The 24,061-nt window shown below is 68.8% G+C and carries 20 protein-coding genes, 2 tRNA genes and 1 riboswitch; of the genes, 16 read left to right on the plus strand and 6 right to left on the minus strand.

Annotated features, from left to right (window positions below; all coding sequences use genetic code 11):
* The first annotated feature begins 76 nt into the window (after nucleotides 1–76).
* From OG266_RS23280 to OG266_RS23305, 6 genes are all read left to right on the plus strand, one after another.
* Complete coding sequence (locus OG266_RS23280; RefSeq protein ID WP_371548197.1) at nucleotides 77–925, plus strand: dipeptidase; 849 nt, start codon at nucleotides 77–79, stop codon at nucleotides 923–925.
* Nucleotides 926–1,181: 256 nt separating this feature from the next.
* A complete protein-coding gene (locus OG266_RS23285; protein WP_371548199.1) occupies nucleotides 1,182–1,703 on the plus strand; it encodes a hypothetical protein in 522 nt (173 codons plus the stop codon).
* Between the two features lie 304 nt (nucleotides 1,704–2,007).
* The gene (locus OG266_RS23290; RefSeq protein ID WP_371548200.1) at nucleotides 2,008–4,221 is read left to right on the plus strand and encodes a DEAD/DEAH box helicase; all 2,214 of its coding nucleotides are present in this window, start codon (nucleotides 2,008–2,010) and stop codon (nucleotides 4,219–4,221) included.
* A gap of 214 nt (nucleotides 4,222–4,435) precedes the next feature.
* Entirely contained in the window at nucleotides 4,436–7,558 is a 3,123-nt protein-coding gene (locus OG266_RS23295; protein WP_371548202.1) for an FG-GAP repeat domain-containing protein, read from the plus strand.
* A 61-nt stretch (nucleotides 7,559–7,619) separates the two neighbouring features.
* Nucleotides 7,620–9,179, plus strand: a complete 1,560-nt coding sequence (locus OG266_RS23300) for an amino acid permease (RefSeq protein WP_371548204.1) — start codon at nucleotides 7,620–7,622, stop codon at nucleotides 9,177–9,179.
* A 121-nt stretch (nucleotides 9,180–9,300) separates the two neighbouring features.
* Nucleotides 9,301–9,373 (plus strand) — tRNA-Lys (locus tag OG266_RS23305).
* 162 nt (nucleotides 9,374–9,535) lie between these two features.
* Here the strand turns inward: OG266_RS23305 and OG266_RS23310 are convergent.
* Both OG266_RS23310 and OG266_RS23315 read right to left on the minus strand, forming a co-directional pair.
* Complete coding sequence (locus OG266_RS23310; RefSeq protein WP_266459070.1) at nucleotides 9,536–9,943, minus strand: hypothetical protein; 408 nt, start codon at nucleotides 9,941–9,943, stop codon at nucleotides 9,536–9,538.
* 474 nt (nucleotides 9,944–10,417) lie between these two features.
* Entirely contained in the window at nucleotides 10,418–10,618 is a 201-nt protein-coding gene (locus tag OG266_RS23315) for a hypothetical protein (RefSeq protein WP_371548206.1), read from the minus strand.
* 242 nt (nucleotides 10,619–10,860) lie between these two features.
* Here OG266_RS23315 and OG266_RS23320 point away from each other — a divergent pair, with 242 nt between their 5' ends.
* Genes OG266_RS23320 through OG266_RS23330 form a run of 3 tightly spaced genes read left to right on the plus strand, consistent with a single transcriptional unit; the run spans nucleotide 10,861 to nucleotide 12,508 of the window.
* Nucleotides 10,861–11,121, plus strand: a complete 261-nt coding sequence (locus OG266_RS23320) for a hypothetical protein (RefSeq protein WP_266459079.1) — start codon at nucleotides 10,861–10,863, stop codon at nucleotides 11,119–11,121.
* Nucleotides 11,093–11,620, plus strand: a complete 528-nt coding sequence (locus OG266_RS23325) for a DUF6879 family protein (protein ID WP_371548208.1) — start codon at nucleotides 11,093–11,095, stop codon at nucleotides 11,618–11,620. The genes OG266_RS23320 and OG266_RS23325 overlap by 29 nt, the downstream gene beginning before the upstream one ends.
* A 33-nt stretch (nucleotides 11,621–11,653) precedes the next feature.
* The gene (locus tag OG266_RS23330) at nucleotides 11,654–12,508 is read left to right on the plus strand and encodes a helix-turn-helix domain-containing protein (protein ID WP_371548210.1); all 855 of its coding nucleotides are present in this window, start codon (nucleotides 11,654–11,656) and stop codon (nucleotides 12,506–12,508) included.
* Nucleotides 12,509–12,908: 400 nt separating this feature from the next.
* Here OG266_RS23330 and OG266_RS23335 read toward each other — a convergent pair whose 3' ends face one another.
* Together OG266_RS23335 and OG266_RS23340 are read right to left on the minus strand one after the other, a co-directional pair.
* Nucleotides 12,909–14,090: a hypothetical protein gene (locus OG266_RS23335; protein ID WP_266459094.1), complete on the minus strand. Its 1,182-nt coding sequence runs from the start codon at nucleotides 14,088–14,090 to the stop codon at nucleotides 12,909–12,911.
* Between the two features lie 372 nt (nucleotides 14,091–14,462).
* Nucleotides 14,463–14,723: a hypothetical protein gene (locus tag OG266_RS23340; protein ID WP_371548212.1), complete on the minus strand. Its 261-nt coding sequence runs from the start codon at nucleotides 14,721–14,723 to the stop codon at nucleotides 14,463–14,465.
* 645 nt (nucleotides 14,724–15,368) lie between these two features.
* On the opposite strand from OG266_RS23340, the gene OG266_RS23345 reads away from it, so the two are divergent.
* On the plus strand, nucleotides 15,369–15,956 hold the full coding sequence (locus tag OG266_RS23345; protein WP_266459100.1) for a hypothetical protein: 588 nt from the start codon (nucleotides 15,369–15,371) through the stop codon (nucleotides 15,954–15,956).
* A 31-nt stretch (nucleotides 15,957–15,987) separates the two neighbouring features.
* Here OG266_RS23345 and ribA read toward each other — a convergent pair whose 3' ends face one another.
* Nucleotides 15,988–16,614 carry a GTP cyclohydrolase II gene (gene ribA, locus OG266_RS23350; RefSeq protein WP_266459104.1) on the minus strand — a complete coding sequence of 209 codons (627 nt, stop codon included), beginning with the start codon at nucleotides 16,612–16,614 and terminating at the stop codon, nucleotides 15,988–15,990.
* A 167-nt stretch (nucleotides 16,615–16,781) separates the two neighbouring features.
* Entirely contained in the window at nucleotides 16,782–17,291 is a 510-nt protein-coding gene (locus OG266_RS23355; RefSeq protein WP_266459106.1) for a MarR family winged helix-turn-helix transcriptional regulator, read from the minus strand.
* A 114-nt stretch (nucleotides 17,292–17,405) separates the two neighbouring features.
* Here OG266_RS23355 and OG266_RS23360 point away from each other — a divergent pair, with 114 nt between their 5' ends.
* From OG266_RS23360 to OG266_RS23385, 6 genes are all read left to right on the plus strand, one after another.
* Complete coding sequence (locus tag OG266_RS23360) at nucleotides 17,406–18,545, plus strand: dihydrofolate reductase family protein (protein ID WP_266459109.1); 1,140 nt, start codon at nucleotides 17,406–17,408, stop codon at nucleotides 18,543–18,545.
* 236 nt (nucleotides 18,546–18,781) lie between these two features.
* Nucleotides 18,782–19,993, plus strand: coding sequence for an alginate lyase family protein (locus tag OG266_RS23365; RefSeq protein WP_266459112.1), 1,212 nt, complete (start codon nucleotides 18,782–18,784; stop codon nucleotides 19,991–19,993).
* A gap of 82 nt (nucleotides 19,994–20,075) precedes the next feature.
* A tRNA-Met gene (locus OG266_RS23370) sits at nucleotides 20,076–20,149 on the plus strand.
* Between the two features lie 128 nt (nucleotides 20,150–20,277).
* Nucleotides 20,278–21,513: a PP2C family protein-serine/threonine phosphatase gene (locus OG266_RS23375; RefSeq protein WP_371548215.1), complete on the plus strand. Its 1,236-nt coding sequence runs from the start codon at nucleotides 20,278–20,280 to the stop codon at nucleotides 21,511–21,513.
* Between the two features lie 277 nt (nucleotides 21,514–21,790).
* Nucleotides 21,791–21,949: riboswitch (cyclic di-AMP (ydaO/yuaA leader) on the plus strand.
* An 11-nt stretch (nucleotides 21,950–21,960) separates the two neighbouring features.
* The gene (locus OG266_RS23380) at nucleotides 21,961–22,992 is read left to right on the plus strand and encodes a M23 family metallopeptidase (RefSeq protein WP_266459118.1); all 1,032 of its coding nucleotides are present in this window, start codon (nucleotides 21,961–21,963) and stop codon (nucleotides 22,990–22,992) included.
* A gap of 111 nt (nucleotides 22,993–23,103) precedes the next feature.
* Nucleotides 23,104–24,048 carry an aldo/keto reductase gene (locus OG266_RS23385; protein WP_371548217.1) on the plus strand — a complete coding sequence of 315 codons (945 nt, stop codon included), beginning with the start codon at nucleotides 23,104–23,106 and terminating at the stop codon, nucleotides 24,046–24,048.
* Nucleotides 24,049–24,061 lie beyond the last annotated feature (13 nt).

Consider the following 24,061-nt stretch of genomic DNA (forward strand, 5'->3'; position numbering starts at 1 on the left):
GGACGATCGCTCTAGTGGGTGCGGTTCAGTCGGCGAACTGGCCCGCTACCGCAGGCCCGGGGGCAGCTTCGTTTCGGTGAACGTGGGTTATGCCCCCCACAGCGCCGATGACGTCGCCGGTCTGATCGCAAGCTGGCGGGAGCGGATCGCGACGGATGACCGTTTGCGGCCGGCTGTGAGCGTCGACGACGTCGAAGCCGCTGGTCGTGCCTGTGACGTGGCAGTGGCCTTCGACCTGGAGGATTCCGGTCCGCTCGATGGGCAGTTGGACCGAGTGCGCCACTTCTACGATCTCGGCGTCCGCACGATGCTGCCGAGCTACAACAACCGCAACGCGGCCGGCGGCGGCTGCCTGGACGAAGTCGACGATGGCCTCACCGCCTACGGCCGTGCGCTGATACGGGAGATGAACACCGTCGGCATGGTGGCGGACGGATCCCACTGCGGCGCCCGTACCGGGCTGGACATGTGCGAGGTTTCCGAGCAGCCGATGATCTACAGCCACTCCTGCATGCGCTCGGTGTGGGACCACCCCCGCAACATCACCGACGAACAGGCCAAGGAGTGCGCCGCCACGGGCGGAGTCATCGGCATCACCGGTGTCGGAATCTTCCTCGGCCCCAACGACGCCACCATCGACGCACTCGTACGGCACATCGACTACGCCGTCGACCTCGTCGGTCCGGAACACGTCGGAGTGTCGACCGACTACCCGTTCGACCACGAGGACTTCAACGCGATGCTCGAACAGAGTCCGGAGCTGTTCCCCGACTGCTACACCCGCTGGGGGCCGATCAACTTCATGCCCCCGGTGGGCCTGCTGACCGTCGAAGACGCACTTCTTGCCCGGGGATACCCCGACAATGCCGTCGCCGCGATCCTTGGCGGCAACTTCCGCCGCGTCGCCGAACTGGTGTGGCAGTAGCTCGACCAGCAGCCGGTGTCAGTTCTCATCGACATTTCCTGACCCTGTGATCACCAAGTGCTGATCGCCCGTAATTTCGGGATCGACGACGCTCGGCTGCATGCGCTCGGTTATGGGTGACTGTCGGCCGTGCGGGAGCGGGTACGGGTGACGTTCGTCCCGTTCCCCCGGTCGCTCTTGGGGTGCGCGTGTCTTCTTGTGGGCGGGGGGAGTTGGGCAGGGGGACTCCCCGACCCGCCCTCGGAGGTGGCTGCCCGTGCGCGCCTTGTACGTACCCGTCCGTCTGGCCGCCACGGTCATGGCCGTCGCCGCGGCCGCCGGCTGTATGAGCGTGGGTGACGACGGGGACCGGCCCGCGCCGTCGCATTCGGCGGGGCATCGGGGCGGGGAGGCGCCCGACGGGGGGACCGGGGTGAGTGGGGGTGGTTCCGGGTTCCATGGGGCGAAGGGGGCCAAGGGGGACGGTGGTTCGCCGAAGCCCGGTGAGTCCGTGTCCGGGTCGGCGTCCCCGACAGCGTCGGTGTCCGCGGGTGTGAAGCCGTCCGCGAAGGCGACGGAGAAGGGCGGGCCGGGGCGGCCCGTGGAGCCGGGGCCGACCAAGGCGGAGCCGAGTCCCACGCGTACGACGGCGGAGCCGACGCCCGAGCCGCCTCCGCCGCCGGTGTCCTCGCCGCCGGTGTCGGAGCCGAGTACGGCGGAGCCGTCGTCCTCGGCGCATGAGCAGGCCACTCAGTTGATGGAGCGGGAGCCGGCGCCTCGGGCGGGGGAGCCCGTGTAGTCGGCCCGGTCCGGACCCCCGTATGGTCAGGGGCAGACCCCGTATCGGCCTGGACGGTCTCGTCCGCAAGCGCCAATCGGGCTGCAAAACCACCCTGACCTGGGCTTATGAGGCTCGGTTTGCCTTTGGGGGGCAGGGGTGCGTATGGTAGTAGATCGTTTGATACCAATTGCCCGGCGCCAAGAAGAGAGCGTCGCGTGGCGCGTACTCTCCCTTGCCGTGGCCGGACCGCATAGAGGCGGTCGATTGCGACTTCACGGAGTTTGGGCGCGTGCCGTAGAACTCCGGAAGGTTCGCATTTCGCATGTCTGTTTCCAGTACTGATCACGTCGTCGTGCCCGAGAACAACGAGAACATCGAGGCCGACACCGAGGGCACCCAGCTCGTCGAGACCGCAGAGACGACCGTCGAGACGGTTGCCGACACGAGCGTCGAGTCCGCTCCCGAGACCCCCGCGATCACCTTCGGCTCCCTCGGTCTCCCCGACGGAATCGTCCGCAAGCTCGCGCAGAACGGCGTGACCGCCCCCTTCCCGATCCAGGCCGCGACCATCCCGGACGCCCTGGCCGGCAAGGACATCCTCGGCCGCGGCCGCACCGGCTCCGGCAAGACCCTCTCCTTCGGTCTGCCGCTGCTCGCGACGCTGTCCGGCGGCCACACCGACAAGAAGAAGCCGCGCGGCATCATCCTCACGCCGACGCGTGAGCTCGCGATGCAGGTCGCGGACGCGCTTCAGCCGTACGGCGACGTACTCGGCCTGAAGATGAAGGTCGTCTGCGGCGGTACGTCGATGAGCAACCAGATGTACGCCCTGGAGCGCGGCGTCGACGTCCTCGTCGCCACCCCGGGCCGTCTGCGCGACATCATCAACCGCGGCGCCTGCTCGCTCGAGAACGTCCAGGTCGCCGTCCTCGACGAGGCCGACCAGATGTCCGACCTGGGCTTCCTGCCCGAGGTCACCGAGCTGCTCGACCAGATCCCCGGCGGCGGCCAGCGCATGCTGTTCTCGGCCACGATGGAGAACGAGATCTCCACGCTGGTCAAGCGCTACCTGAGCAACCCGGTCACGCACGAGGTCGACAGCGCCCAGGGCAACGTCACGACCATGTCGCACCACATCCTCATCGTGAAGCCCAAGGACAAGGCGCCGGTCACCGCCGCGATCGCCTCCCGCAAGGGCCGCACGATCATCTTCGTCCGCACCCAGCTGGGCGCCGACCGTATCGCCGAGCAGCTTCGCGAGTCCGGTGTGAAGGCCGACGCGCTGCACGGCGGAATGACGCAGGGCGCGCGGACGCGGACGCTGGCCGACTTCAAGGAGGGCTACGTCAACGCCCTCGTCGCCACCGACGTCGCCGCCCGCGGTATCCACGTCGACGGCATCGACCTGGTCCTGAACGTGGACCCGGCCGGCGACCACAAGGACTACCTGCACCGCTCCGGCCGTACGGCCCGCGCGGGCCGCAGCGGCACCGTCGTATCCCTCTCCCTGCCGCACCAGCGCCGCCAGATCTTCCGGCTGATGGAGGACGCGGGCGTCGACGCCACGCGTCACATCATCAACTCCGGTACGGCCTTCGAGCCCGAGGTCGCCGAGATCACCGGCGCCCGGTCGATGACCGAGGTCCAGGCCCAGTCCGCGGGCGACGCCGCTCAGCAGGCCGAGCGTGAGGTCACGCAGCTCACCAAGGAACTGGAGCGCGCGCAGCGTCGTGCGGTCGAGCTTCGTGGCGAGGCCGACCGCCTGGTCGCCCGTGCCGCGCGTGAGCGTGGGGACGACCCGGATGCCGCGCTCGCCGAGGCCGCGCTCGTCGTGGAGGCCGCGGCTGCCGAGGCCGCAGTGGTGGAGCCGGTCGCCGCGCCGGTGCGCGAGGAGCGTTCCTCGTCGTACGAGTCGCGTCCGCGCCGTGACGACCGGGGCAACTACGAGCGCCGTGACCGTCGTGACGACCGTCCCTCCGGTGGCTTCCGTCGCGATGACCGTCCCTCGGGCGGTTCGGGTGGTGGCTTCAACCGTGACCGTCGTGACGAGCGTCCGTCGGGTGGTGGCTTCCGTCGCGACAACGACCGTGGCGGCGACCGCGGTGGGTTCCGTCGTGACGACCGTCCCTCCGGTGGCTTCCGCCGTGACGAGCGTCCCTCGGGCGGCTCGGGTGGTGGCTTCAACCGTGACCGTCGTGACGAGCGTCCGTCGGGCGGCTTCCGTCGCGACGACCGTCGTGACAACGACCGTGGCGGCGACCGCGGTGGGTTCCGTCGCGACGACCGTCCCTCGGGCGGCTCGAGTGGTGGGTTCAACCGTGACCGTCGTGACGAGCGTCCGTCCACCCACCGGGGCAGCGACCGTCCCTTCAACCGCGACCGTCAGGGCGATCGTCCCACCGGCGGCTTCCGCTCCGGCGGCCACGACCGCCCGACCGGCCGTCGTGACGACCACCGCGGTGGCACCGGCACCGGCACCGCGACCGGTTCCTTCGGCCGCCGCGACGACAAGCCGCGCTGGAAGCGCAACGGCTGACGCCGGGCAGTAAGCACCTAGGCAGAGCGCCGTGGCCCACCCGTTCCGGGTGGGCCACGGCGCTCTGTCGTTCGGCCGCTTGGAAAAAAGCTCTCCCCAGTGCTTTCGAACTGGCTGTAAGATCAGCCGACTTCTGAGAGGGATGCGACGGCCGGGGCCGGGGACATCTGATGCAGGGCCCGCTTCCTCTCGTGGCTTCTGGGGAGGGTTCGCCTTGATTCGTCATGCCTTCGTACGTCACTCGCGCGTCAGACGCGTCGCCGTCGTCGTGGCGGCATCCGCGGTTCTCGGGGGCGGGTTGAGCCCGCTGCTGCCGGTCGCTTCAGCGGCGGACGCGGCGCAGGAGACGGTGGTACCGGCGACGCTCCAGAGCAGCTACACGCGGGCGAGTCTCTTCAACTCCGACGAGACCTACGGCGGGGACGGGGCGGGCAGTCAGGGAGTCTTCCACCGGCTCTACGACCCCACCCGGCTGGTGTGGACGCGGTACTCGGACGGCAAGTCCTTCGAGGTGCCTGCGGCCTCCACGGGCCTGGCCGTCGACGACGGGACGGGCAGCGACGTCGCGGCGTTCCGCTACCAGGACGGTCACGTCGACCTGTGGAACGCCGTCGACGGAACGATGAGCACCTTGCAGATCCCCGAGGGGCGCAGCGTGTGGTCCGGGACCTTCGGCGACATCGTCGCCACCTTCGAGACGGTCACCGCCGAGGACGGGACCACTACGCGGGTCAACCACCTGCTGAGCGCGGGCCCCGACGGGACCACCCGTGACGTGGTCGTCTCAGGTATCCCCGAGGAGCTCAAGCTCGGAGGGCCGTTGCGTGCTGACGCCACCTCGCTCATCTTCAGCGGCGCGATCGACGGCACCCACCGGTCGGTGGCCGTCGACCCGCAGACCGGCCAGGTCCAGAGCTGGACCCAGGCCCGGCCCAGCGGCACTGCCTACACCGAGCTGTCGCCCGACTACCTGGTCCAGTACGGGGGCCCGTCCGCCTCGAAGGTGTACGTCTACTCCCGTGCCGACCTCTCGGCAGCCCCCGTCGAGGTGACCCTGGACGGTACCGACGGCGTGTCCCCCGCCGACGACCTCTCGGTGGTCGGCGACTGGCTCGTCCACCGGCCCGCCGGCGGCACCAAGGTGACCGCCGTTCCGATCAAGGGCGGCGACCCGATCACCCTGCTCACCTCCTCCAACGACGGCATATCCGCCTCACCGTCCGGCAACGCCGTCGTCATCGGCCGCACCGGCGCCGGCGTCGACGACTGGGGTATCCAGCGCATCCACGCCGGCGAGGACGGCAAGCCCGTCGTCACGCAGATCAAGGCGCTGCCGAAGCCGCCGTACGAGATCCAGGGCCTCGCGCTGGACCAGGGGCGGCTCCTGGTCGCCGACGAGAGCTGGGCCGGGTACCGGGACACCTATGTCCGGACCGTCACCGCGACCGGCACGCCCCAGTTCGGTGCGCGCTCCTCGTACGACGGGACGGACACGCTGCTTTACGACTGCCCGTCGGCGGAGGGCGGCTGCCGGATCTACGGCACCGCCGACAACCGTGCCGTCTGGCTGATGAAGGGCTCGGCCGAATACGACCTTCTCCGGGTCAACGGGCCCGCTGAGTACGGCTTCAGGGAGATCCGTGTCCCTGCCGGCGGGCAGATCACCGACGTGTCCGGCCAGTACGTGATCCACACGACCTCGACCCTGCAGAACGTCTACAAGATCGACGGCGGGGACACCCCCGTCGTCACCCGCACCTCCGGCGCCGCCGCCCTGTCCGGCGACATTCTCTGGACGGCCGGCACGACCCCCGGCACCGTCACCGCGTACAACCTGACGACGAAGAAGACCACCGAGACCGTCACCACCGACGCCGGGTGTGCGCCCACCGAGCTCCAGGCGCTCGGCCGCTATCTCTACTGGACCTGCGACGGCAAGGCCGGCGTCTACGACCGTACGGCGAAGAAGTCCGTGCCCGTGCCGACGGGCGAGGCCAAGCTCGGCGACGGGTTCGTCGTCACGCACGACAAGCAGGCCGGGCAGTTGACGCTCACCACGGTCGCCGACGGGACGGCCGCGAGCCGGGTCATCGGGGAGCTGCCCGACACCGGCGTCTCGCAGCGCGATGTGCGCTGGACGGTCGACGAGTCCGGGGCGAACGCGGCCTACGTGGACGATCAGGAGCAGGTGCACCTGGTGCCGTCCGGTGTGGCGCAGCAGCCGCTGAGCCTGCTGGCGCCGGCCGAGAGCGTGTCGTCCGTAGAGGCGCACACCGTCGACACGACGCCCGACACCCTCACCACCCTCCTGCTGTCGAAGCCGTCCTCGGGCTGGGACCTGACGGTGCGCAACCGCGCGACCGGCAAGGTCTACGGCGACGGCAGGGACGGCACGGCCGCGCGGGGCGAGCTGAGCGTCGGCTGGCACGGGCTGGATCCGAAGAGGACCGGGGACGCGTACCTGCCGAACGGTTCCTACGACTGGACCGTGACCGTCACTCCGGCCGACGGCGTCGGCGCCCCGCTGACGGTGAGCGGCACGGTCAAGCTGGTGAAGGGCGAGCCCGTCCGCCACGACCACCTCGGCAGCGACGCCGTCGGCGACCTGCTCACCCTCAACTCCTCGGGCGCCCTGACCTTCCAGCAGGGCACGGGTACGGGCACGTTCTCCGGGAAGGTCAGCGGCTCGGGCTGGGCCACCAGCATCAAGGCGGTGCCGTTCGGGGACTTGAGCGGGGACCGCTGCAACGACGTCCTGGTACGGCTGAGCAGTGGCGCCCTGCGCCTCTACAAGCCCGGCTGTGACGCGGCGCTGAAGCCGTCGACGTCGTACACGACACTCGGGGCGAGCGGCTGGAACCAGTACGACGTGCTGACCTCGCCCGGAGACGTGACCAAGGACGGCCTCCCGGACCTGATCGCCCGCAACACCTCCACCGGTGCGGTCTACCTGTACAAGGGCACCAGCGCGGGCAAGCTCTCCGCCCGCGTGAAGCTCTACGACAACTGGAAGACGTACAAGAAGGTCGTCGGCGTCGGGGACCTGAACGGTGACGGCATCGGTGACCTGATTGCACAGGACAAGGCCAACAACCTCTACCGCTACTACGGCAAGGGCAACGGCACCTTCGCGTCCCGCGTGAAGGTCTTCGTCAACTGGGGCGGCTCCTACAACGTCATCGTCGGAGCCGGTGACCTCAACCGCGACGGCAAGGCCGACCTCGTCTCCCGCGACACGGCCGGCAACCTCTGGCGCAACTACGGCAACGGCGCAGGGTCGTTCGGGGCGCGTACGAAGATCGCCACTGGCTGGCAGGGCTACAAGGGGATCTTCTAGCCGCAGTTTTCGGCCATCGCGTGACGCATGTCATGCCCCCGGCGAGGGAATCGCTGGGGGCATGACAAACTCCACGCCTGATGCCAGAGCGAGTGGGCTGTCGGATGCACAACTCTCTGACGAAGAACGGCTTGCCCAGCTCGGCTACACGCAGGTTCTCGCCCGCCGCATGTCGGCGTTCTCCAACTACGCGGTCTCCTTCACGATCATCTCGGTCCTGTCGGGCTGCCTGACGCTGTACCTGTTCGGCATGAACACCGGCGGCCCCGCCGTGATCACCTGGGGCTGGGTCGCCGTAGGCCTGATGACACTCTTCGTCGGCCTCGCGATGGCCGAGATCTGTTCGGCCTATCCGACCTCCGCGGGCCTGTACTTCTGGGCCCACCGGCTGGCCCCGTCCCGTACGGCCGCCGCCTGGGCCTGGTTCACGGGCTGGTTCAACGTCCTCGGCCAGGTGGCGGTGACGGCGGGCATCGACTTCGGGGCGGCGTCCTTCCTGGGCGCCTATCTGAACCTGCAGTTCGACTTCGAGGTCACACCGGGCCGCACGGTGCTGCTGTTCGCAGGGATCCTGGTCCTGCACGGGCTGCTGAACACCTTCGGCGTGCGCATCGTCGGCCTCCTCAACAACGTCAGCGTGTGGTGGCACGTGCTGGGCGTGGGAGTCATCGTCGGCGCGCTGACCTTCGTACCGGACCAACACCAGTCCGCCTCCTTCGTGTTCACGGAGTTCGTGAACAACACGGGCTGGGGCAGCAGCGTGTACGTCGTCGCCCTCGGCCTGCTGATGGCGCAGTACACCTTCACCGGGTACGACGCCTCCGCCCATATGACGGAGGAGACGCACGACGCGTCGACGGCCGGCCCCAAGGGCATCGTCCGCTCGATCTGGACCTCCTGGATAGCGGGCTTCGTCCTCCTCCTCGGCTTCACGTTCGCGATCCAGTCGTACGACGGTGCCCTCGGGTCGCCGACGGGGGTGCCGCCGGCCCAGATCCTGCTCGACGCGCTGGGCGCGACGGCGGGCAAACTGCTCCTGCTCGTGGTGATCGGCGCGCAGCTCTTCTGCGGAATGGCGTCCGTCACGGCCAACTCCCGCATGATCTACGCCTTTTCACGCGACGGCGCGCTGCCCTTCTCGCACCTGTGGCACACGGTGAACCCGCGCACGCGGACGCCGGTCGCGGCGGTCTGGCTGGCCGCGCTGGGCGCCCTGGTCCTCGGCCTCCCGTACCTGATCAACGTCACGGCGTACGCGGCGGTGACCTCGATCGCCGTCATCGGCCTCTACATCGCGTACGTCATCCCGACCCTCCTGCGGATTCGCAAGGGCGACGCCTTCGAACGCGGGCCCTGGCACCTGGGCCGCTGGTCCCGCCCGATCGGCGTGGTGTCGGTGCTCTGGGTCGTCGTGATCACGATCCTCTTCATGCTCCCCCAGGTCTCCCCCGTCACCTGGGAGACCTTCAACTACGCCCCGGTCGCCGTCCTCGTCGTCCTCGGCTTCGCCACGACCTGGTGGCTGGTCTCGGCCCGCCACTGGTTCCTCAACCCCGACCACGAACGCACCCTCGCCCGCGAGGCGGCCCGCAAGGGGCTGCCCGAACCGGTCGATCCGTAACCTTGTGCGCTTTTGGCGTGGCCGGGTCACCGATACCCGATCGGAGTCCCGGCCGCGTCCCGCTATGCTCGGGGATGCATCGCCACAGGATCCTCCACGGGATCGCCGTGGACCGGTGCGTGGACCCTTAGCTCAATTGGCAGAGCAGTGGACTTTTAATCCATTGGTTGTGGGTTCGAGTCCCACAGGGTCTACCGACAAGGCCCAGGTCAGAGGCAATCTGATCTGGGCCTTGAGTGCGTTTTGAGGGTCTGGAGATCGGTAGCTCAGCCGACGCTCAACCGAAGTGCAGACGATCATGACATTGAGCGGCCCCGCCTGGACAACTCCCGGAGCGGGGCCCTGCACGCCACGGCTCAGTACTCGCCCGACGCCCGCAACTCCTCCAACACCGCCTCCAAGTACTTCGGACAGTGCGACTCCACCCCCAACACCAGCAGCTCATACGCATCAGACTTCTCCGTACCCCACTCCTGCCCGACCGGATACAGACCCCCGTCACCGAGCATCCACTCCACACTGTGACCGCCACCCAGCGCAGAACACCACTCCGGCGGGAACAACCGCAGCTCGTCCGCCGCCGGTACGCCGGTCGAGTACGAGTCCAGATGCGCGTCGATGACGGCTGCGACGAACTTCTCGCCAGGTTCGATGGTCGGTGTGGGGCTCGGTTTGGCTTCGGACATTGTGTTGCCGTCCGGGCTGGAGCAGCCCGCCAGTGCGAGGACAGCGACGAGCAGGACGGTGCCAGTGGTGCGGCGCATGGGTCCCCCCAGGACGTGTGCGGTGGAGTCGCATCATCGTGGGAGGAGCACCGTTGTGTGGCAGGTATGGCCGTGTTGTGACCCTGTGGGGTGATGTGGGCGGGTGGGCTCCCCTTCTCGACCTGCATGGGTCACTGCCCCACACAGGGGTCCGGACCAGGCCGGACCCCGTCTCACACGAACGGCCCCGGGACGGGAGACGCGCAACCGTCCGGGGCCGTTCGCTGTCCCGCCCGCCCCCTTTGGCGCGGGGTACGGGCCGGGCGGTCTACCTCTGCGCAGCGCGGTACGCGCGCCACAGATCGTCTGCTGTCGGGCACCGCGTCGCCCCGTGCCCGCAGTCGCCGCACCCTGAGGCGTGGCCGAGGAAGGCGCGGTACGCGGCCTGCACGCGGTTGAACGTGCCGCTGTCGGCGACCTTCTGCATGTGGCCGGACGAGCTCCCGGAGTCCCGCCACTCCCACCGCGTGCCGCTCACGCCCGCTGCCGCTTGCGCCCGGGGTGCGGGTGATTGCGGATCTCGACACTGCAGTCCGTCGCACGCGACGCGTTCCCGGCCGCCACAGCGTCGGCCCGCTGCCGAGCGAGGGCCTGGCAGACACCACAGTCGGGCACCGGGTCGGGGTCTCTGAGGGGAAGTTCGAGCGTGATGGGCGGGTCCATGGTCGTCTTCATCCGTGTGCCTCCGCTGGCGTGGGCGTGCCCAGGCACCGGTGCGCGGCGTGTGCACGGGCAGAAGGGTCGGGCTGCCGCTGGTCACGACGCTAGGAGCGCGGTGTGCGGTGTAGCCAGCAATGTGCAGATCTGCTTACGCGGCTTCATCGGCCCAAGTGGTGGCTACTTTGCCCTCTTGACCGACTCCGCCTCCAGGGTGACGGTGTTGCACACAACTGCACATCCCATCGACGGAGGCAGCCATGTCGCTACTGTTCATCGGCATCGACCCCAACACCGGGGACAAGCAGAGTCCCACGGTGTGGGTCGACCAGGAGCAGCAAGAACTCGTCTTCCAGGGCTGGACGCCGGGGCCCGAACTGGAGGCGGAATGCGCCGCATTCGAGGTTCCCGGCCATGCGCAGGGGATCCCGGAAGGCGAGGCAGTGATCCGTATCCCCGCCAGGATGGTGCACATGATCAGGGAGGCGTGCGATGCCGTCGAGCGTGCCGACATTCGATGAGCTGATCGCCAGCTGCACGCGCTCCGCAGTGCACTTGGAGATGCGCGACTCCTACGCCGTCGACTACGAGGAGGGTCCGTTCGCCGATTGGCGGAACGGGTTCCGTCACAACCCCGGCGACCGCGAGTCCTGGTGGCGTCCGTGGCTGGACCTGATCCAGGAGACCGTAGGCCGCGGCATCGTCGTGCGCCGAGCCCGGATCGTGTCCGAGCCGGTCAGCGAGTACACGAAGTTCCTGTACGACGGCACCTTCACGAACGTCGCCGCGGGCGAGCAGGTGCGGTGGCTGCCGCGCCGACGTGCCTCCGACATCGCCCTCCCGGGCAACGACTTCTGGCTCTTCGACGAGCGGTGGGTCCACTGGAACCACTTCGCCGGCGACGGCTCCTGGACCGGCGAGGAAATCACGGACGACCCGTCCGCCGCCAAGCTCTGCACCGAGGCGTTCGAAGCGGTGTGGGCGCGCGCCACCCCGCACGACCAGTACGAAATCCACTGACAGACCGACAGCACGCACCGGACAGGCCAGCTCATGCCCATTTCCCCGTCCTCGTCCGCCCAAGCCGCGCGCGAAGTCGTCGCCCTCCGGCTGCGCGACCTCCGAAAGAACGCTGGGCTGACGGTCGTTGAGCTGGCCGGCCGGTGCGGCTGGCATCACTCCAAGACGTCCCGCGTCGAGAACGCTGTCACCGCCCCCTCGGCCAAGGACATACGAGCCTGGGCCACCGCCTGCGACGCGGCCGACCAGGCCCAAGACCTGATCACCCAGTCCCTGAACGCCGAGTCGATGTACAGCGAGTGGCGACACCAGGTGCGCAGGGGGATGAAGCAGCTACAGGACAGCGTGGTGCAGTTCTTCCACGACACCCGCCTGTTCCGGGTCTACTCCTCGACGATGGTCCCGGGCCTGCTGCAGACCGAGGGGTACGCGGCCGCGCTGCTCAGCAACATTGCCGACTTCCGCGGCATCCCGTTCAACGACGGCGCCGCGGCCGCAGCTGCCCGGGTCGAACGCTCCCGCATCATCCACGAACCAGGGCATCGCTTCGTCCTGCTCATGGAAGAGTCCGTCTTGTACCCGCAGCTGGGTGACGAGGACGCGATGGCCGCGCAGCTCGGCTACCTGCTCACCGCTGGGGCGCTGCCTCAGGTGTCGCTGGGAATCGTCCCCATGGCCGCGCGCGAGCGACGGCAGTGGCCCATCGAGACGTTCCATGTGTACGACGACACTCTCGTGTCGGTGGAGTTCCTGTCGGCGGAGGTGAACATCACGCAGCCGTCGGAGATCGTCCTGTACCTGAAGGCCTTCGAGCAGCTGCACAGCATGGCCGTGTACGGGGCCGATGCGCGCGCCTTGATTGTGAAGGCCATCGACGCGCTGCGATGACGCCAGGCACGCGGCAGTTCACGGCTCCTCAGGCGGCAACAACGAGGCCCGCGTCATCAGAGCCCGGCTCCACAAGAGGCCATGATGCACGAGGAGTTGGTGCCGTAGTAGTGGTCAGAGAAGTTTACGAGCCGAACAGCGCAAGGGTCGCGTCGAGAGCGCGGCCAGTCTGCCGAGGGCGCACAACAGAACTTTGCAGTCTGGCAGTTGGGGTGCGCGAGGTAGGGCATACAGGAGGAAGAGATGCGACCTGCGGTGACGCGTTGGGGACGGTGGCCCCTGTCTTGGTATGGATGCGGTCGCACGTTCGACGGTGAGCAGTAGCCGGTCGACAAGGGGACCTGCTCTGGTCCCCGGGCACTCTCCACAGGTGGCGCATCCGCCCGTTCGCGTCGGGCCCTCAGCTTTCGGTGCTTGGCTGACGCCGGGGAAAAGCGTCCCCGATCGGCCAGTGCTCAGGCAGACCAAGAGACGTGTGGATGGGGCGAGCCGCGGGCTGGCGTTCGATGCGAATATCGACCAATTGTGCCGTTTCCCAGGTGGGGAGAACGGGGGCCGGGAGCGAGTCAGGTGCGGGGCTTTGCCAGAGGACTGGGACCTTCTTCGCCCAGGTCCAAGGTGCCGGGTTGTCGACGGTCAGTACGCCGCTGACCCGGCTATGGGTGTGATCTTGCGCAGCAGTCCAGTAGCCGTCGGCATTGCGACCGAACGTCGATCCGGTGCGGTGGACGGACTCGACCGAGGTCCCGTACAACGCGCTCTCGGTGTCCTCATCTTCGGGAAAGACCGCCGAATTACCAACCGCCACGATGAATGGCAGCGCCAAGTCGCCGTACTTGCTGCCCTTCTTTCTCACGGCTTTGAGTACTCGATCTGAGTCATCGGCGACCCACACAGAGGGATGGAAGCCGATTGTCCTGCTCGTCGGATCGCCTCGCCTGCCGGGGCTGCGGGGGATCGCCTCGAAGCTGAGGCGCCAACCTGCCTCCTGCCAGGTATGCCTGGGTAGCGGCACCTTCTGCTCATACTCGGCAGTGACCTGGTCGGGGTCCAAGCTTGCCAGCCATCGTGTCAGCTCGTTCTTCAACCGCCGTTGCTGCGGCGTGGTCGAGCCAACGCTGTCAACCTTGTATGCCACGTAGAAGTTTGGGCTCGGAACGCGGTCAATCGCGTCCACCACCTGAGGCGGGAGCGAGCTGCTCCCGGTTGCGTCCAGATTCTCGGCTGTCCAGATCGCCTCGACAATGAATTGATTGTCGCCACGGGTGACCAGGAAGTCTGGGTACTTGCCTCCTGTGCCTACTTGCTGCTCGATCTCCACGGTGCAACCGGAGCCGAGCAGCATCTCATGTACGTACAGCTCCCACAACGCGGAGAAGACGTTCGCGTCGGAATTGCGATCCCGTAGCCGACTACGCAGGCCGGGCTGAGTATCGGGGGGAAAGTGCGACCACCACTCGTTGATCACATCTCGAACCTGGTCCCAGAACGGACCGGCGATCCGTTCGAAGAACTCGGCATCCGACTCTGATGCTCGCTTCGGTGCCGCATCTGTCCGATGTCGGCCTATGTACACGCCCATGACGAACGATCGTAGATTGCTCCGCGCGGCGCTCTCACCCGTTTTCTGCAGCGTCCCGGTGACCCCCTTGGGTTGATTCCGAGGTGTCGCCGTCGTCCGCACGCCCTTGACGACCGTGCGCCGTCACTCGCTGCCGACGGAGACGCAGAGTAAATGATCAGCGGTGCCTGTTCAGAACTGACCAGCACCTGCGGCTGTTCCGAAACGGAACGCGCCGACTCGGAACGTCGGCTCCGCTCCGAACGGAACGCCGCGCCCTTTCGCCACCAGGCCGGCCGCAGCGATCCAGCCCAGCGGTGACAGCGGTCTCGGCTGCCGAGCGCCCTGGCCTGGCGCCGACCGCCCGCAGCCAAGTCGGAGCGAGCGCAGGGGTCAGCCCTGGTGTTCCTCCTGCTCGTCCCGCAAGGCGTCGCGCACGGAGCGCCAGGCGCGGATTGCGTTACCGATGTCCACCAACAGCCCTCGGAGTTGGCGAATCAGAACCCGCGCAGCACAAATGGCAGTAACGACTTCGACTTCCACCGCGAGCCCGCTCATCGACTGCTCCCCACCTCGGGCACCAGCCTCTCCGCCTCGCACCGCGAAGTCCTTACCCCGCTGGGCAAATTTCGTGATCACCTCGGCTTCACCCACGCGATCAGACGGACACGCGGCTGAACCCAACGAGCCGAGCTTCTTTAAGGCACTGCGTACAAGACTCGCCGCCGTGAGGGCGCGGGTCGGCATCAGAGTTGATGCATTTGCTGATCTTGAAGATCCGCGTCACGGGAACGAGGCTGAGCCGATGCACCCAGGCTGCCCGTCGAACGGGCCGGTGTCCGTAGGGTCGAGCCTAATTTTTGTGATCTTGGATGGATCCGCAAGCGTGGCCCGTCCGGGGTGTTCCGTGCAGTTCATGCGGGGTGCTCGGCGTGAGCGGACGGTCCGGCAGGAGCCGTCAGGCACCGAACCCCGACGCATGGCGAAGTCCTCCTGGCCAGGCGGTTTCGGACGCCAAGAGAGCATCCGGAATCACCCGTCATGCTCTGGCCAGGACTTTTGATCCATTGGTTGTGGGTTCGAGTCCCACAGGGTCTACCGGGAAGCCCCAGTTCAGAGCGTTCTGAGCTGGGGCTTTGGTGTGTTTCGGGGGCGGGGTGGTCCGTGGTCCGCAGTCATCCCGCCCGTCCGATTCGCACGGAGTGGTGACAGTGCCCCATAGCGGCCGCGACGGGCGTAGCGGCGCGGAAGACTTCCCCTCTCGCGCACCGCGCGGCATGCCACACGCCGAGGGGGACCATGACCGACAAGCTTCAGCGCCCGTTGCGCCCCGACGAGGAACTCGTCCGCTTCCACAACGGCGACACCCTCGACAACATCCCGATCGTCCGGCTGCCGATTCCGTCGAGTCGTCGGCCGTTCCTGTGGTGGGGGGCCGTGATCGTGCCTGTGGCCGTGTTCGGTGCGCTTGCCGGGGCCGCTGTCGCTCACATCGAGGGTGACAGTGACAGCTCGGCGCAGGATGACGGGAAGTCATCTGCGGTCGGGAGCACGCCATTGCGGGAGTCCGAGCCGGAGGCCGGGCCCGAACAGGTCAGCGTGATCCAGGCGCCCAAGGTCCAGGGCGATGTGGCCACCTCGTTCTGCCTCGTCTACACCGGCTCGTGGAGCAGCGGCGCCAGGGAGGCGGTCCTGTTGATCGAGGCACCGGCCTATCAGTGCACCGACCTGCTGCGGTACGCGCCGGAGGACGGCGGGGCGTTCTCGGAAGTTCCGGTGTTGTGCCAGACCCCGGCGCGTGCCGCGGTGTTGAGCTTCGCGGAGAGCTCAGGGTGGTGGGGCGGAGAGGTGTACTTCACCTGCCTGACGCGGCACAGCGGGGCCTAGGCCGCCGGTCCGGTGCCGCGAGTTGGAGGGGTCAGCCCGCCGTGAGCTCCGGGAGCGGAAGCGTGTGGTGGGTCTGGAGGACCTTCGCGCGGAGGTAGCGGACGTTGTGGGCTGTGGTGAAGACGCCTGTCGGGACCCGGTGGGAGACGTCGATGCCCAAGTCGCGGAGCTGCTCGGCCTTGTCGGGGTTGTTGGAGAGCAGGTCCAGGGAGTCGATGCCCAGGGCCTGGAGCATCTGGGCGGCCGCCGTGTAGTCGCGGGCGTCCTCGGGGAGGCCGAGCGCGGCGTTCGCGGCGTAGGTGTCGAGGCCCTGGTCCTGGAGGGCGTACGCGTCGAGCTTGTTGTAGAGGCCGATGCCGCGGCCTTCCTGGCGGAGGTAGAGCAGGACGCCGCCGCGCTCCGCTATCCGTTCCACCGCCTCGCGCAGCTGCGGGCCGCAGTCGCAGCGGGCCGAGCCGAAGACGTCGCCGGTCAGGCACTCGGAGTGCAGTCGCACCAGCGGGTTCGCCCCGGGTTCGCCCAGGACGACGGCCAGGTGTTCCAGGCCGTCGGTGAGGCCGTGGAAGGTGACCAGCTCCGCGTCGACCGAGTAGCCGTCGCCGAAACGCAGGGGCACGGTGACTCGGGTGCGCACCGTGGCGGTGGGGTAGTCGCGCATGTTGTCTCTCCGGTCCGGCGGGTTCGTGCCAGCTTGTGTTTCAGATTTGAAGCACATCCTTGGAGGGAGACAGTACACGCTGCTTTAAAGTTCAAGCAATACGTTTTGCGGCTTACGCAGTCACTTGTAAGCGTCTTGTACGTCTCACCGCTCGCGCGGCCCGCGCCTCATGGTGTGGATGAACGCCGCCGCCACGGCAGATCTTCCCCGTAAGTCCCGGGAGTTTCCCCCTGGATCCCCCGCGCGATGCTCTCGCAGATCTCCTCCAGCTGCCCCACCTGCTCGGGGGTCAACCGGTCGAAGAGCGCCCGCCGTACCGTCTCCACATGCCCCGGCGCCGTCCGCTCCAGGACGGCCATGCCCTCGTCCGTGAGCACGGCGACATGCCCGCGCTTGTCGGTGGGGCAGCCCTCCCGGCGTACCGTGCCGTCGTTCTCCAGCCGGGTCACGGCGTACGTCAGCCGACTGCGGGTGATCTTCAGGACCTCGGCGAGGTCGGTCATCCGCAGCCGCCGGTCCGGCGCTTCCGAGAGCATGGCGAGGATGGAGTAGTAAAGGTGGGGCATTCCCGCCTGTGCCTGGAGCTGCCGGTCGATCGCGTCCTCCAGGAGCGAGGTCGCGGAGATGTACGAGCGCCAGGCGCGCTGTTCGGCGGGGGAGAGCCAGCGGGTCGTCATGCCCCCAGTGTAGGTATTGTTTAAAAGTTGAACCAACTTGAAGCAACTTGAATCAGCCTGATCGACTACTTGAACCACTGAGAGCCGAGAGCTCGGAGCTGGAGGGTGCGCCCCATGCCCCACCCCTACGTCCTGCTGTCCGCCGCCGTCTCCCTCGACGGCTTCCTCGACGACACCGGCCCCGAACGGCTGCTGCTCTCCGGCGCGGCCGACTTCGACCGGGTCGACGAGGTACGGGCGTCCAGCGACGCGATCCTGGTCGGCGCCGGCACGCTCCGCACGGACAACCCCCGGCTGCTGGTCAACTCGGCCGAGCGGCGCGCGGCCCGGGTCGCCGCGGGGCGCTCCGAGTACCCGTTGAAGGTCACGGTCAGCGGGTCCGGTGACCTCGATCCCGGTGCGCAGTTCTGGCACACCGGCGGCGAGAAGGTCGTCTATACGACGGACAAGGGCGCCGACCGGCTGCGCGGGCTGCGTGCGCTGGGGCTGGACGCCGACGTCGTCCCGGTCGGGACCGAGGTGGACTGGCGGGCCGTCCTTGCGCACCTTCATGACGTACGAGGTGTGCGGCGCCTCATGGTCGAGGGGGGCGGGCGGGTGCACACGCAGTTGATGCGGGAGGGGCTCGCGGACGAGTTGCAGCTTGCCGTCGCGCCGCTCTTCGTGGGGGAGGCGGACGCGCCTCGGCTCTTCGGGCCCGGCCCGTATCCCCTCGGGCGGATGCGGATGGTGGAGACGCGGGCCGTCGGGGACGTCGTGCTCATTCGGTACGTCCCCACCGCGCCCGGGGTCGGGGGGCTCGCCTCCGCCGCCGACCGGCACTGGCTGGGGGTCGCTTGTGAGCTGGCGGCGTTGTGTCCCGTGTCGGAGACCGCGTTCAGTGTGGGGGCGGTCGTGGTGGCGGCGGACGGGACCGAGCTGGCGCGCGGGTACTCCCGGGAGGGGGGTGATTCCGTGGTGCACGCGGAGGAGGCGGCGCTTGCCAAGGTCGATGCCGGTGATCCGCGGCTGGCGTCGGCCACGGTGTACAGCAGTCTTGAGCCGTGTGCTCGGCGGGCGTCGCGGCCCCTGCCGTGTGCGCGGCTCATTCTTGACGCCGGGGTGCGGCGGGTTGTCACCGCTTGGCGGGAGCCGGACACGTTCGTGGCGGGGGCCGACGGGAGCGGGGTTCTTGAGGGGGCGGGGGCTTACGTGGTTGTGCTTCCGGAGTACGAGGAGCGGGCGGTGGCGCCCAATCGGCATCTGGTGGGGTAGCGCGGGCGGGGTGCGTGGGGGCTGGTGTGGGGTGGGTTTTTCGCCCCCTCCGCCCCTGCCCGTCCCTTGTTCCTGGGGCTCCGCCCCAGACCCCGCTCCTCAAACGCCGGGGGGGCTGGATTTCGCCCCGGCCGGGGCGAAAAAGTCACCCCGCGCCCGTGCGGCCTAAGAGATCCTGCGGCCCCGTCACCCACGCGTCAGGCTGCAACTGAGCCGACTCGGAGGCAGGAGCAGCGATGGGTTCAGTGGGGCGGCGTGTGGTGGTGGTGCTGTTGGCGCCGTTGATGGTCGGGCTGGTGGCGTCGTGCGGGATGACGGGGCAGACGCGGACCGTGCGGGCGCGGCCCGAGGACGCGGCGTTCGAGCATCCCGGGGTGCTCGTCAGCAAGGACCAGCTGGCCGCCGTACGCGAGCACGTGGACGCGGGTAAGCAGCCGTGGCTGCAGGCGTTCCTGGACATGCGGGACAGCAAGTACGGGTCGTACAAGTACCGGGCTGAGCCGTACGCGACCGTCGAGTGCCCGCCGGGCAGCCGGGCCGGGCACGGGTGCGTCGAGGAGCGCGAGGACGCCATCGCGGCGTACACGCAGGCATTGCTGTGGAGCATCACGGGCAAGCAGGAGCACGCCGACAAGGCGGTTCAGATCATGGACGCCTGGTCGGGGAAGGTGAAGAAGCACACGGCGGGGAACGCCGGGCTGCAGACCGCGTGGGCCGGGTCCACCTGGGCGCGGGCCGGGGAGATCGTGCGGCACACGGGAGCCACCTGGCCGGCGGCGAGCGTCGCGCGGTTCCAGAGCATGCTGCGGACCGCCTACCTTCCCGAGGTCAGCAAAAAAGTCCCGGACTTCAACGGGAACTGGGATCTCGTCATGACCGATGCCGCGATCGGTATCGCCGTGTTCCTCGACGACCACAAGGCGTTCGGCGACGCCGTCGAGCGGTTCCGGCAGCGCGTGCCCGCGTACTTCTACCTGGCCAAGGACGGGAAGGTGCCGCTGACGCCCGTCGGCAGCACCGTCGACACCCCGCAGAAGCTGACCACGTACTGGTTCGGGCAGCGGCGGTACACGGACGGTGTCTCGCAGGAGACCTGCCGCAACTTCAAGCACGTCGGGTACTCGCTCGCCGCCACCGCACACATCGCCGAGACCGCCTGGCACCAGGGCATCGACCTCTACCGCGACGTCAAGGACCGGCTGAAGGCCGCGCTCGACTTCCACGCCAGGTACCAGATGGGGGAGACGGCGCCCGGGTGGCTGTGCGGTGGGCGGGTCGACCGGAACATGGGGCCCGACCTGGAGGTCGCGCTCAACCATCTGGAGGACCGGCTCGACGTCCACGTCCCGGCCGCCCACCGGTTGGCCGAGCAGACGAGGCCGTCCGGCACGGACGATCTGTTCGTCTCCTGGGAGACGCTCACGCACGCCGGGAATCCTGCCGACTGAGGGCCGACCGAGGGCCGACCGAGGGGTGACGGCAACGTTGGTAATGGGTGTCCCGCGAGTGGCGTATAGTTGGGTTTAACGACGCGGGGTGGAGCAGCTCGGTAGCTCGCTGGGCTCATAACCCAGAGGTCGCAGGTTCAAATCCTGTCCCCGCTACTGAAGGCCAAGGGCCGGAACTCGGATTCACGAGTTCCGGCCCTTGGTGTATTCCGGGGGACGTGTACGCATCCCCCGGAAGGTCCACAGGGGTCGCCCCCCGACCCCGCTCCGGGAAACCTGGACGGGTGGGGCAGCGAACAGGTACGCAGCGGGCGGGGGATCCGTACGACCCGCGCGACGGCTCGTACGACCCGGCATACGACCGGTCCGGTGGGCGGCTGCCCGGGGACCCCGTGCCCGATCCCGGGCTGGGTGACGGAGAGCCCGCCCGGTCGGCCGGAGCGAACCCGCGCAGGATCTCGTACACGCGCAGATTCGTCCGGGTGCTCCCCGTGCTGCTCATCGCCGCCGGCGCCCTGTACGAGTACCTCACGCCGAGGGATTTCACCGGCGGGCCCCTCTTCACTGCCGCCCCGCTGGTGGCGGCTCCCCTCTATTCGCTGCGCGGCACCGTGCTCACCGGCGTATCGGCCGTGGTGGCGGCGCTGGTGGTCCACACCCGGCTCGGCGTCGTCACGCAGGCCGAGGCGGTCACCGAGATGGCCACGGTGGCGACGGCCGCCGTGCTGGCCGCCCTCATCAACGTCCTCGTCCGGCGCGGCAACGCCCGCCTCGCCTCCGTCCGCGAGATCGCCGAGGCCGCTCAGCGCGCCGTACTGCCGGAGCCCGGCGAGCGGATCGGCGCGCTCGATGTCGCGGCGCGGTACGAGGCGGCGCAGGAGGACGCGTTCATCGGCGGGGACCTGTACGCGGTGCAGGAATCCCCGTACGGCGTACGGCTGGTCGTGGGTGACGTACGGGGCAAGGGGATGGGCGCCGTGGCGGCCGTCGCCGTCGTCATCGGGGCGTTCCGGGAGGCCGCCGAGCAGGAGGCGACGCTGGAGGCGGTCGCCGGGCGGCTCGAGCGGGCGCTGGAGCGCGAGGGCGCCCGGCGCGACGGCCTCGACGCCTTCGAGGGGTTCACGACGGCCGTCCTCGCGGAGATCCCGCGCGGCGAGGAGGTCGTACGGATCGTCAACCGCGGCCATCCGCCGCCGCTGCTCCTGCACGCGGACGGCACGCTCGTCACACTCGACGCCGGGGAGCCCGCACTGCCGCTAGGGCTGGGCGAGTTGGGCAGCCTGCCCGACCGTGCGCAGGAGGCGGAGTTCCCGAAGGGGGCCACGCTGCTCCTGCACACCGACGGGCTGTCCGAGGCCCGCGACGAGCGCGGGCGCTTCTACGATCCCGCGGCGTTCCTCACCGGACGGACCTTCCCCGCGCCCGGCGCACTGCTCACCGCGCTCGCCGACGAGGTCCGCCGGCACTCGGGCGGCGGGACGACGGACGACATGGCGCTGCTCGCCGTACGGCGTCCGTGAGAGGTTCTGGCCCCGAAAGGTTCCGGCCTCGAGGGGTTCTGGCCCCCGTTGTCACCGGGGTGATCGAGTGACGCCCCTCCGCATAACAACTGACATACCGTCAAGAGTGTTGTGACTGATGAGGTGTGGTCAACTCGCCCGTTTTACGCCGGTGATGACCCGAAAGTCCTGGCCAGAAGCGTTAATGATCAGTCCGAACGGCTTGGAATCCGGTGCCCGCGTCTATTAACGTTCGATAACGCAGCGCGGTCGTCCCAGCCGTCACGAGAGACGGCTCCGTGCGCATGCGCCTAATCCCGCAAGGGAGCCGGGGAACCACCAACTTGGGGTGAATCGAGCGTCTTTCGCAGGTGGGAACACCAGCGGTTGACGCGCGTAGGAGACCTTCCTGCTCCGAACCCGTCAGCTAACCCGGTAGGCGAGAAGGAAGGAAAGGAGCACGCCCACGTGGCGTCCAACCCGCCTGCCCAGGCAACCTCGTATCCGCCGAGCGAAACGCACACCTTCGTTTACGGCAAAGAAGACGAGGGCCCCCGGGAGGAGTGGAATCCCACCGAGGACTCCCTCCGTCCCATCCGCGGCCGGCACCGTGTCGGCAAGCAGCGCGGAGGCGGCGGACTCGCGCGCAGCTCCACCGTTCTGGGCGTCGGCGTCATAGCCGCGGTCGGCGCGGGCGGCATGGCCACCGCGGCGCCCAACAAGCCGCCGGTCTCGATCTCGCTGCCCGACCTGCCGTCCGTGAGCACGATCCTCTCGGACGACACCTCCGACGACGAGGCAGAGGGCTCCACCACTCCGCTCAGCAGCGCCGGTCTGACCACTGCCGAGACCGAGCAGGGCACCGCGGACGCCGGCGAGGTCCTGCGCGCCCGCATCATGCAGCAGGCCGAGGTCCAGAAGGACCAGGCCGACACCGCGGCCCAGCAGGCCGCCCAGGCCGCCGCGGTGAAGAAGGCCGCCGACGACGCCGCCGCCGTGAAGAAGGCGGCCGATGCCAAGGAAGCCGCCGCGAAGAAGAAGGCGGCGGAGGAGGCAGCGGCCAAGGCAGAGGCCGAGCGCCTCGCCGAGCTCGCCAAGAGCTACACGCTGCCGACCTCCTCGTACACCATCACCTCGACCTTCGGTCAGGCCGGCTCGCTGTGGTCCTCCGGCTACCACACCGGTCTGGACTTCGCCGCGCCCACGGGCACGCTGATCAAGGCGATCCACAGCGGCACGATCACCTCGGCAGGCTGGGACGGGTCGTACGGCTACAAGACGGTGCTCACGCTCGACGACGGCACCGAGCTGTGGTTCGCCCACCAGTCCTCGATCAGCGTCAGCGTGGGGCAGAAGGTCGCCACCGGTGACGTCATCGGGCGCGTGGGTGCGACGGGCAATGTCACCGGGGCGCATCTGCACCTCGAGGTCCACCCCGGCGGCGCCGACACCGGGATCGACCCGATGGCCTGGCTGCAGAGCAAGGGCATCAATCCCTGATACGTACGTTTCCTGATCCCCGGCGGTTCTGACGACACACCCCCCGACGTCAGGGCTGCCGGTCAGGTATGTGCGGAATACAGCCATCCGCTGGTGGCGTTGAGATCGAGCATGACTTCTCTTCGCAAGCTTGGCTCGTCCGGCCTCGAGGTCTTCCCGCTCGCCCTCGGCGGCAACGTCTTCGGCTGGACCGCAGACGAGACCCGGTCCTTCGCCGTCCTCGACGCGTACGCCGCCGCGGGCGGCAACTTCCTCGACACGGCCGACTCGTACTCGGCGTGGATCGACGGCAACAAGGGCGGCGAGTCCGAGACCATCATCGGCAAGTGGGTCAAGGCGCGCGGCAACCGGGCCGACGTCGTGATCGCCACCAAGGTCAGCCAGCACCCCGAGTACCCGGGGCTGTCCGGCGCCAACATCAAGGCCGCGGCCGACGCGTCCCTGCACCGCCTGGGCACCGACTACATCGACCTCTACTTCACGCACTTCGACAAGCCCGAGGTGCCGGTCGAGGAGATCATCGGCGCGCTCGACGAGCTGGTGAAGGCGGGCAAGGTGCGCCACATCGCGGCCTCCAACATCTCGCCCGAGCGGCTCCAGGAGTCCCTCGACTTCTCCGACCGCGAGGGCCTCGCCCGCTACGTCGCCCTCCAGCCGCACTACAACCTCGTCTCGCGCGACACCTACGAGGGCCCGCTGCGCGACATCGCCTCCCGCTCGGGCCTCGCTGCCGTCCCGTACTTCGCCCTCGCGTCCGGCTTCCTCACCGGCAAGTACCGGCCGGGTACGACGGTCGACTCCCCGCGTGCGGCGGGCGCGGGCAAGCACCTGGAGACCGAGCGGGGCCTTCGCGTGCTGGCCGCCCTCGACGAGGCCGCCCAGGCCCACGACGTCCCGGTCGCCACGGTCGCCCTGGCCTGGCTCGCCGCCCAGCCGACGGTCGCGGCACCGATCGCCTCGGCACGGGTGGTCGAGCAGCTTCCGGCCCTTGTGGGGGTGGCGGACCTCGTCCTCACGGACGCGGAGCTGGGCAGGCTGACTGAGGCGTCGGCTTAACCGTCGCCCGCGA

It is taken from the genome of Streptomyces sp. NBC_00554 (assembly GCF_041431135.1).
Classification (GTDB): domain Bacteria; phylum Actinomycetota; class Actinomycetes; order Streptomycetales; family Streptomycetaceae; genus Streptomyces.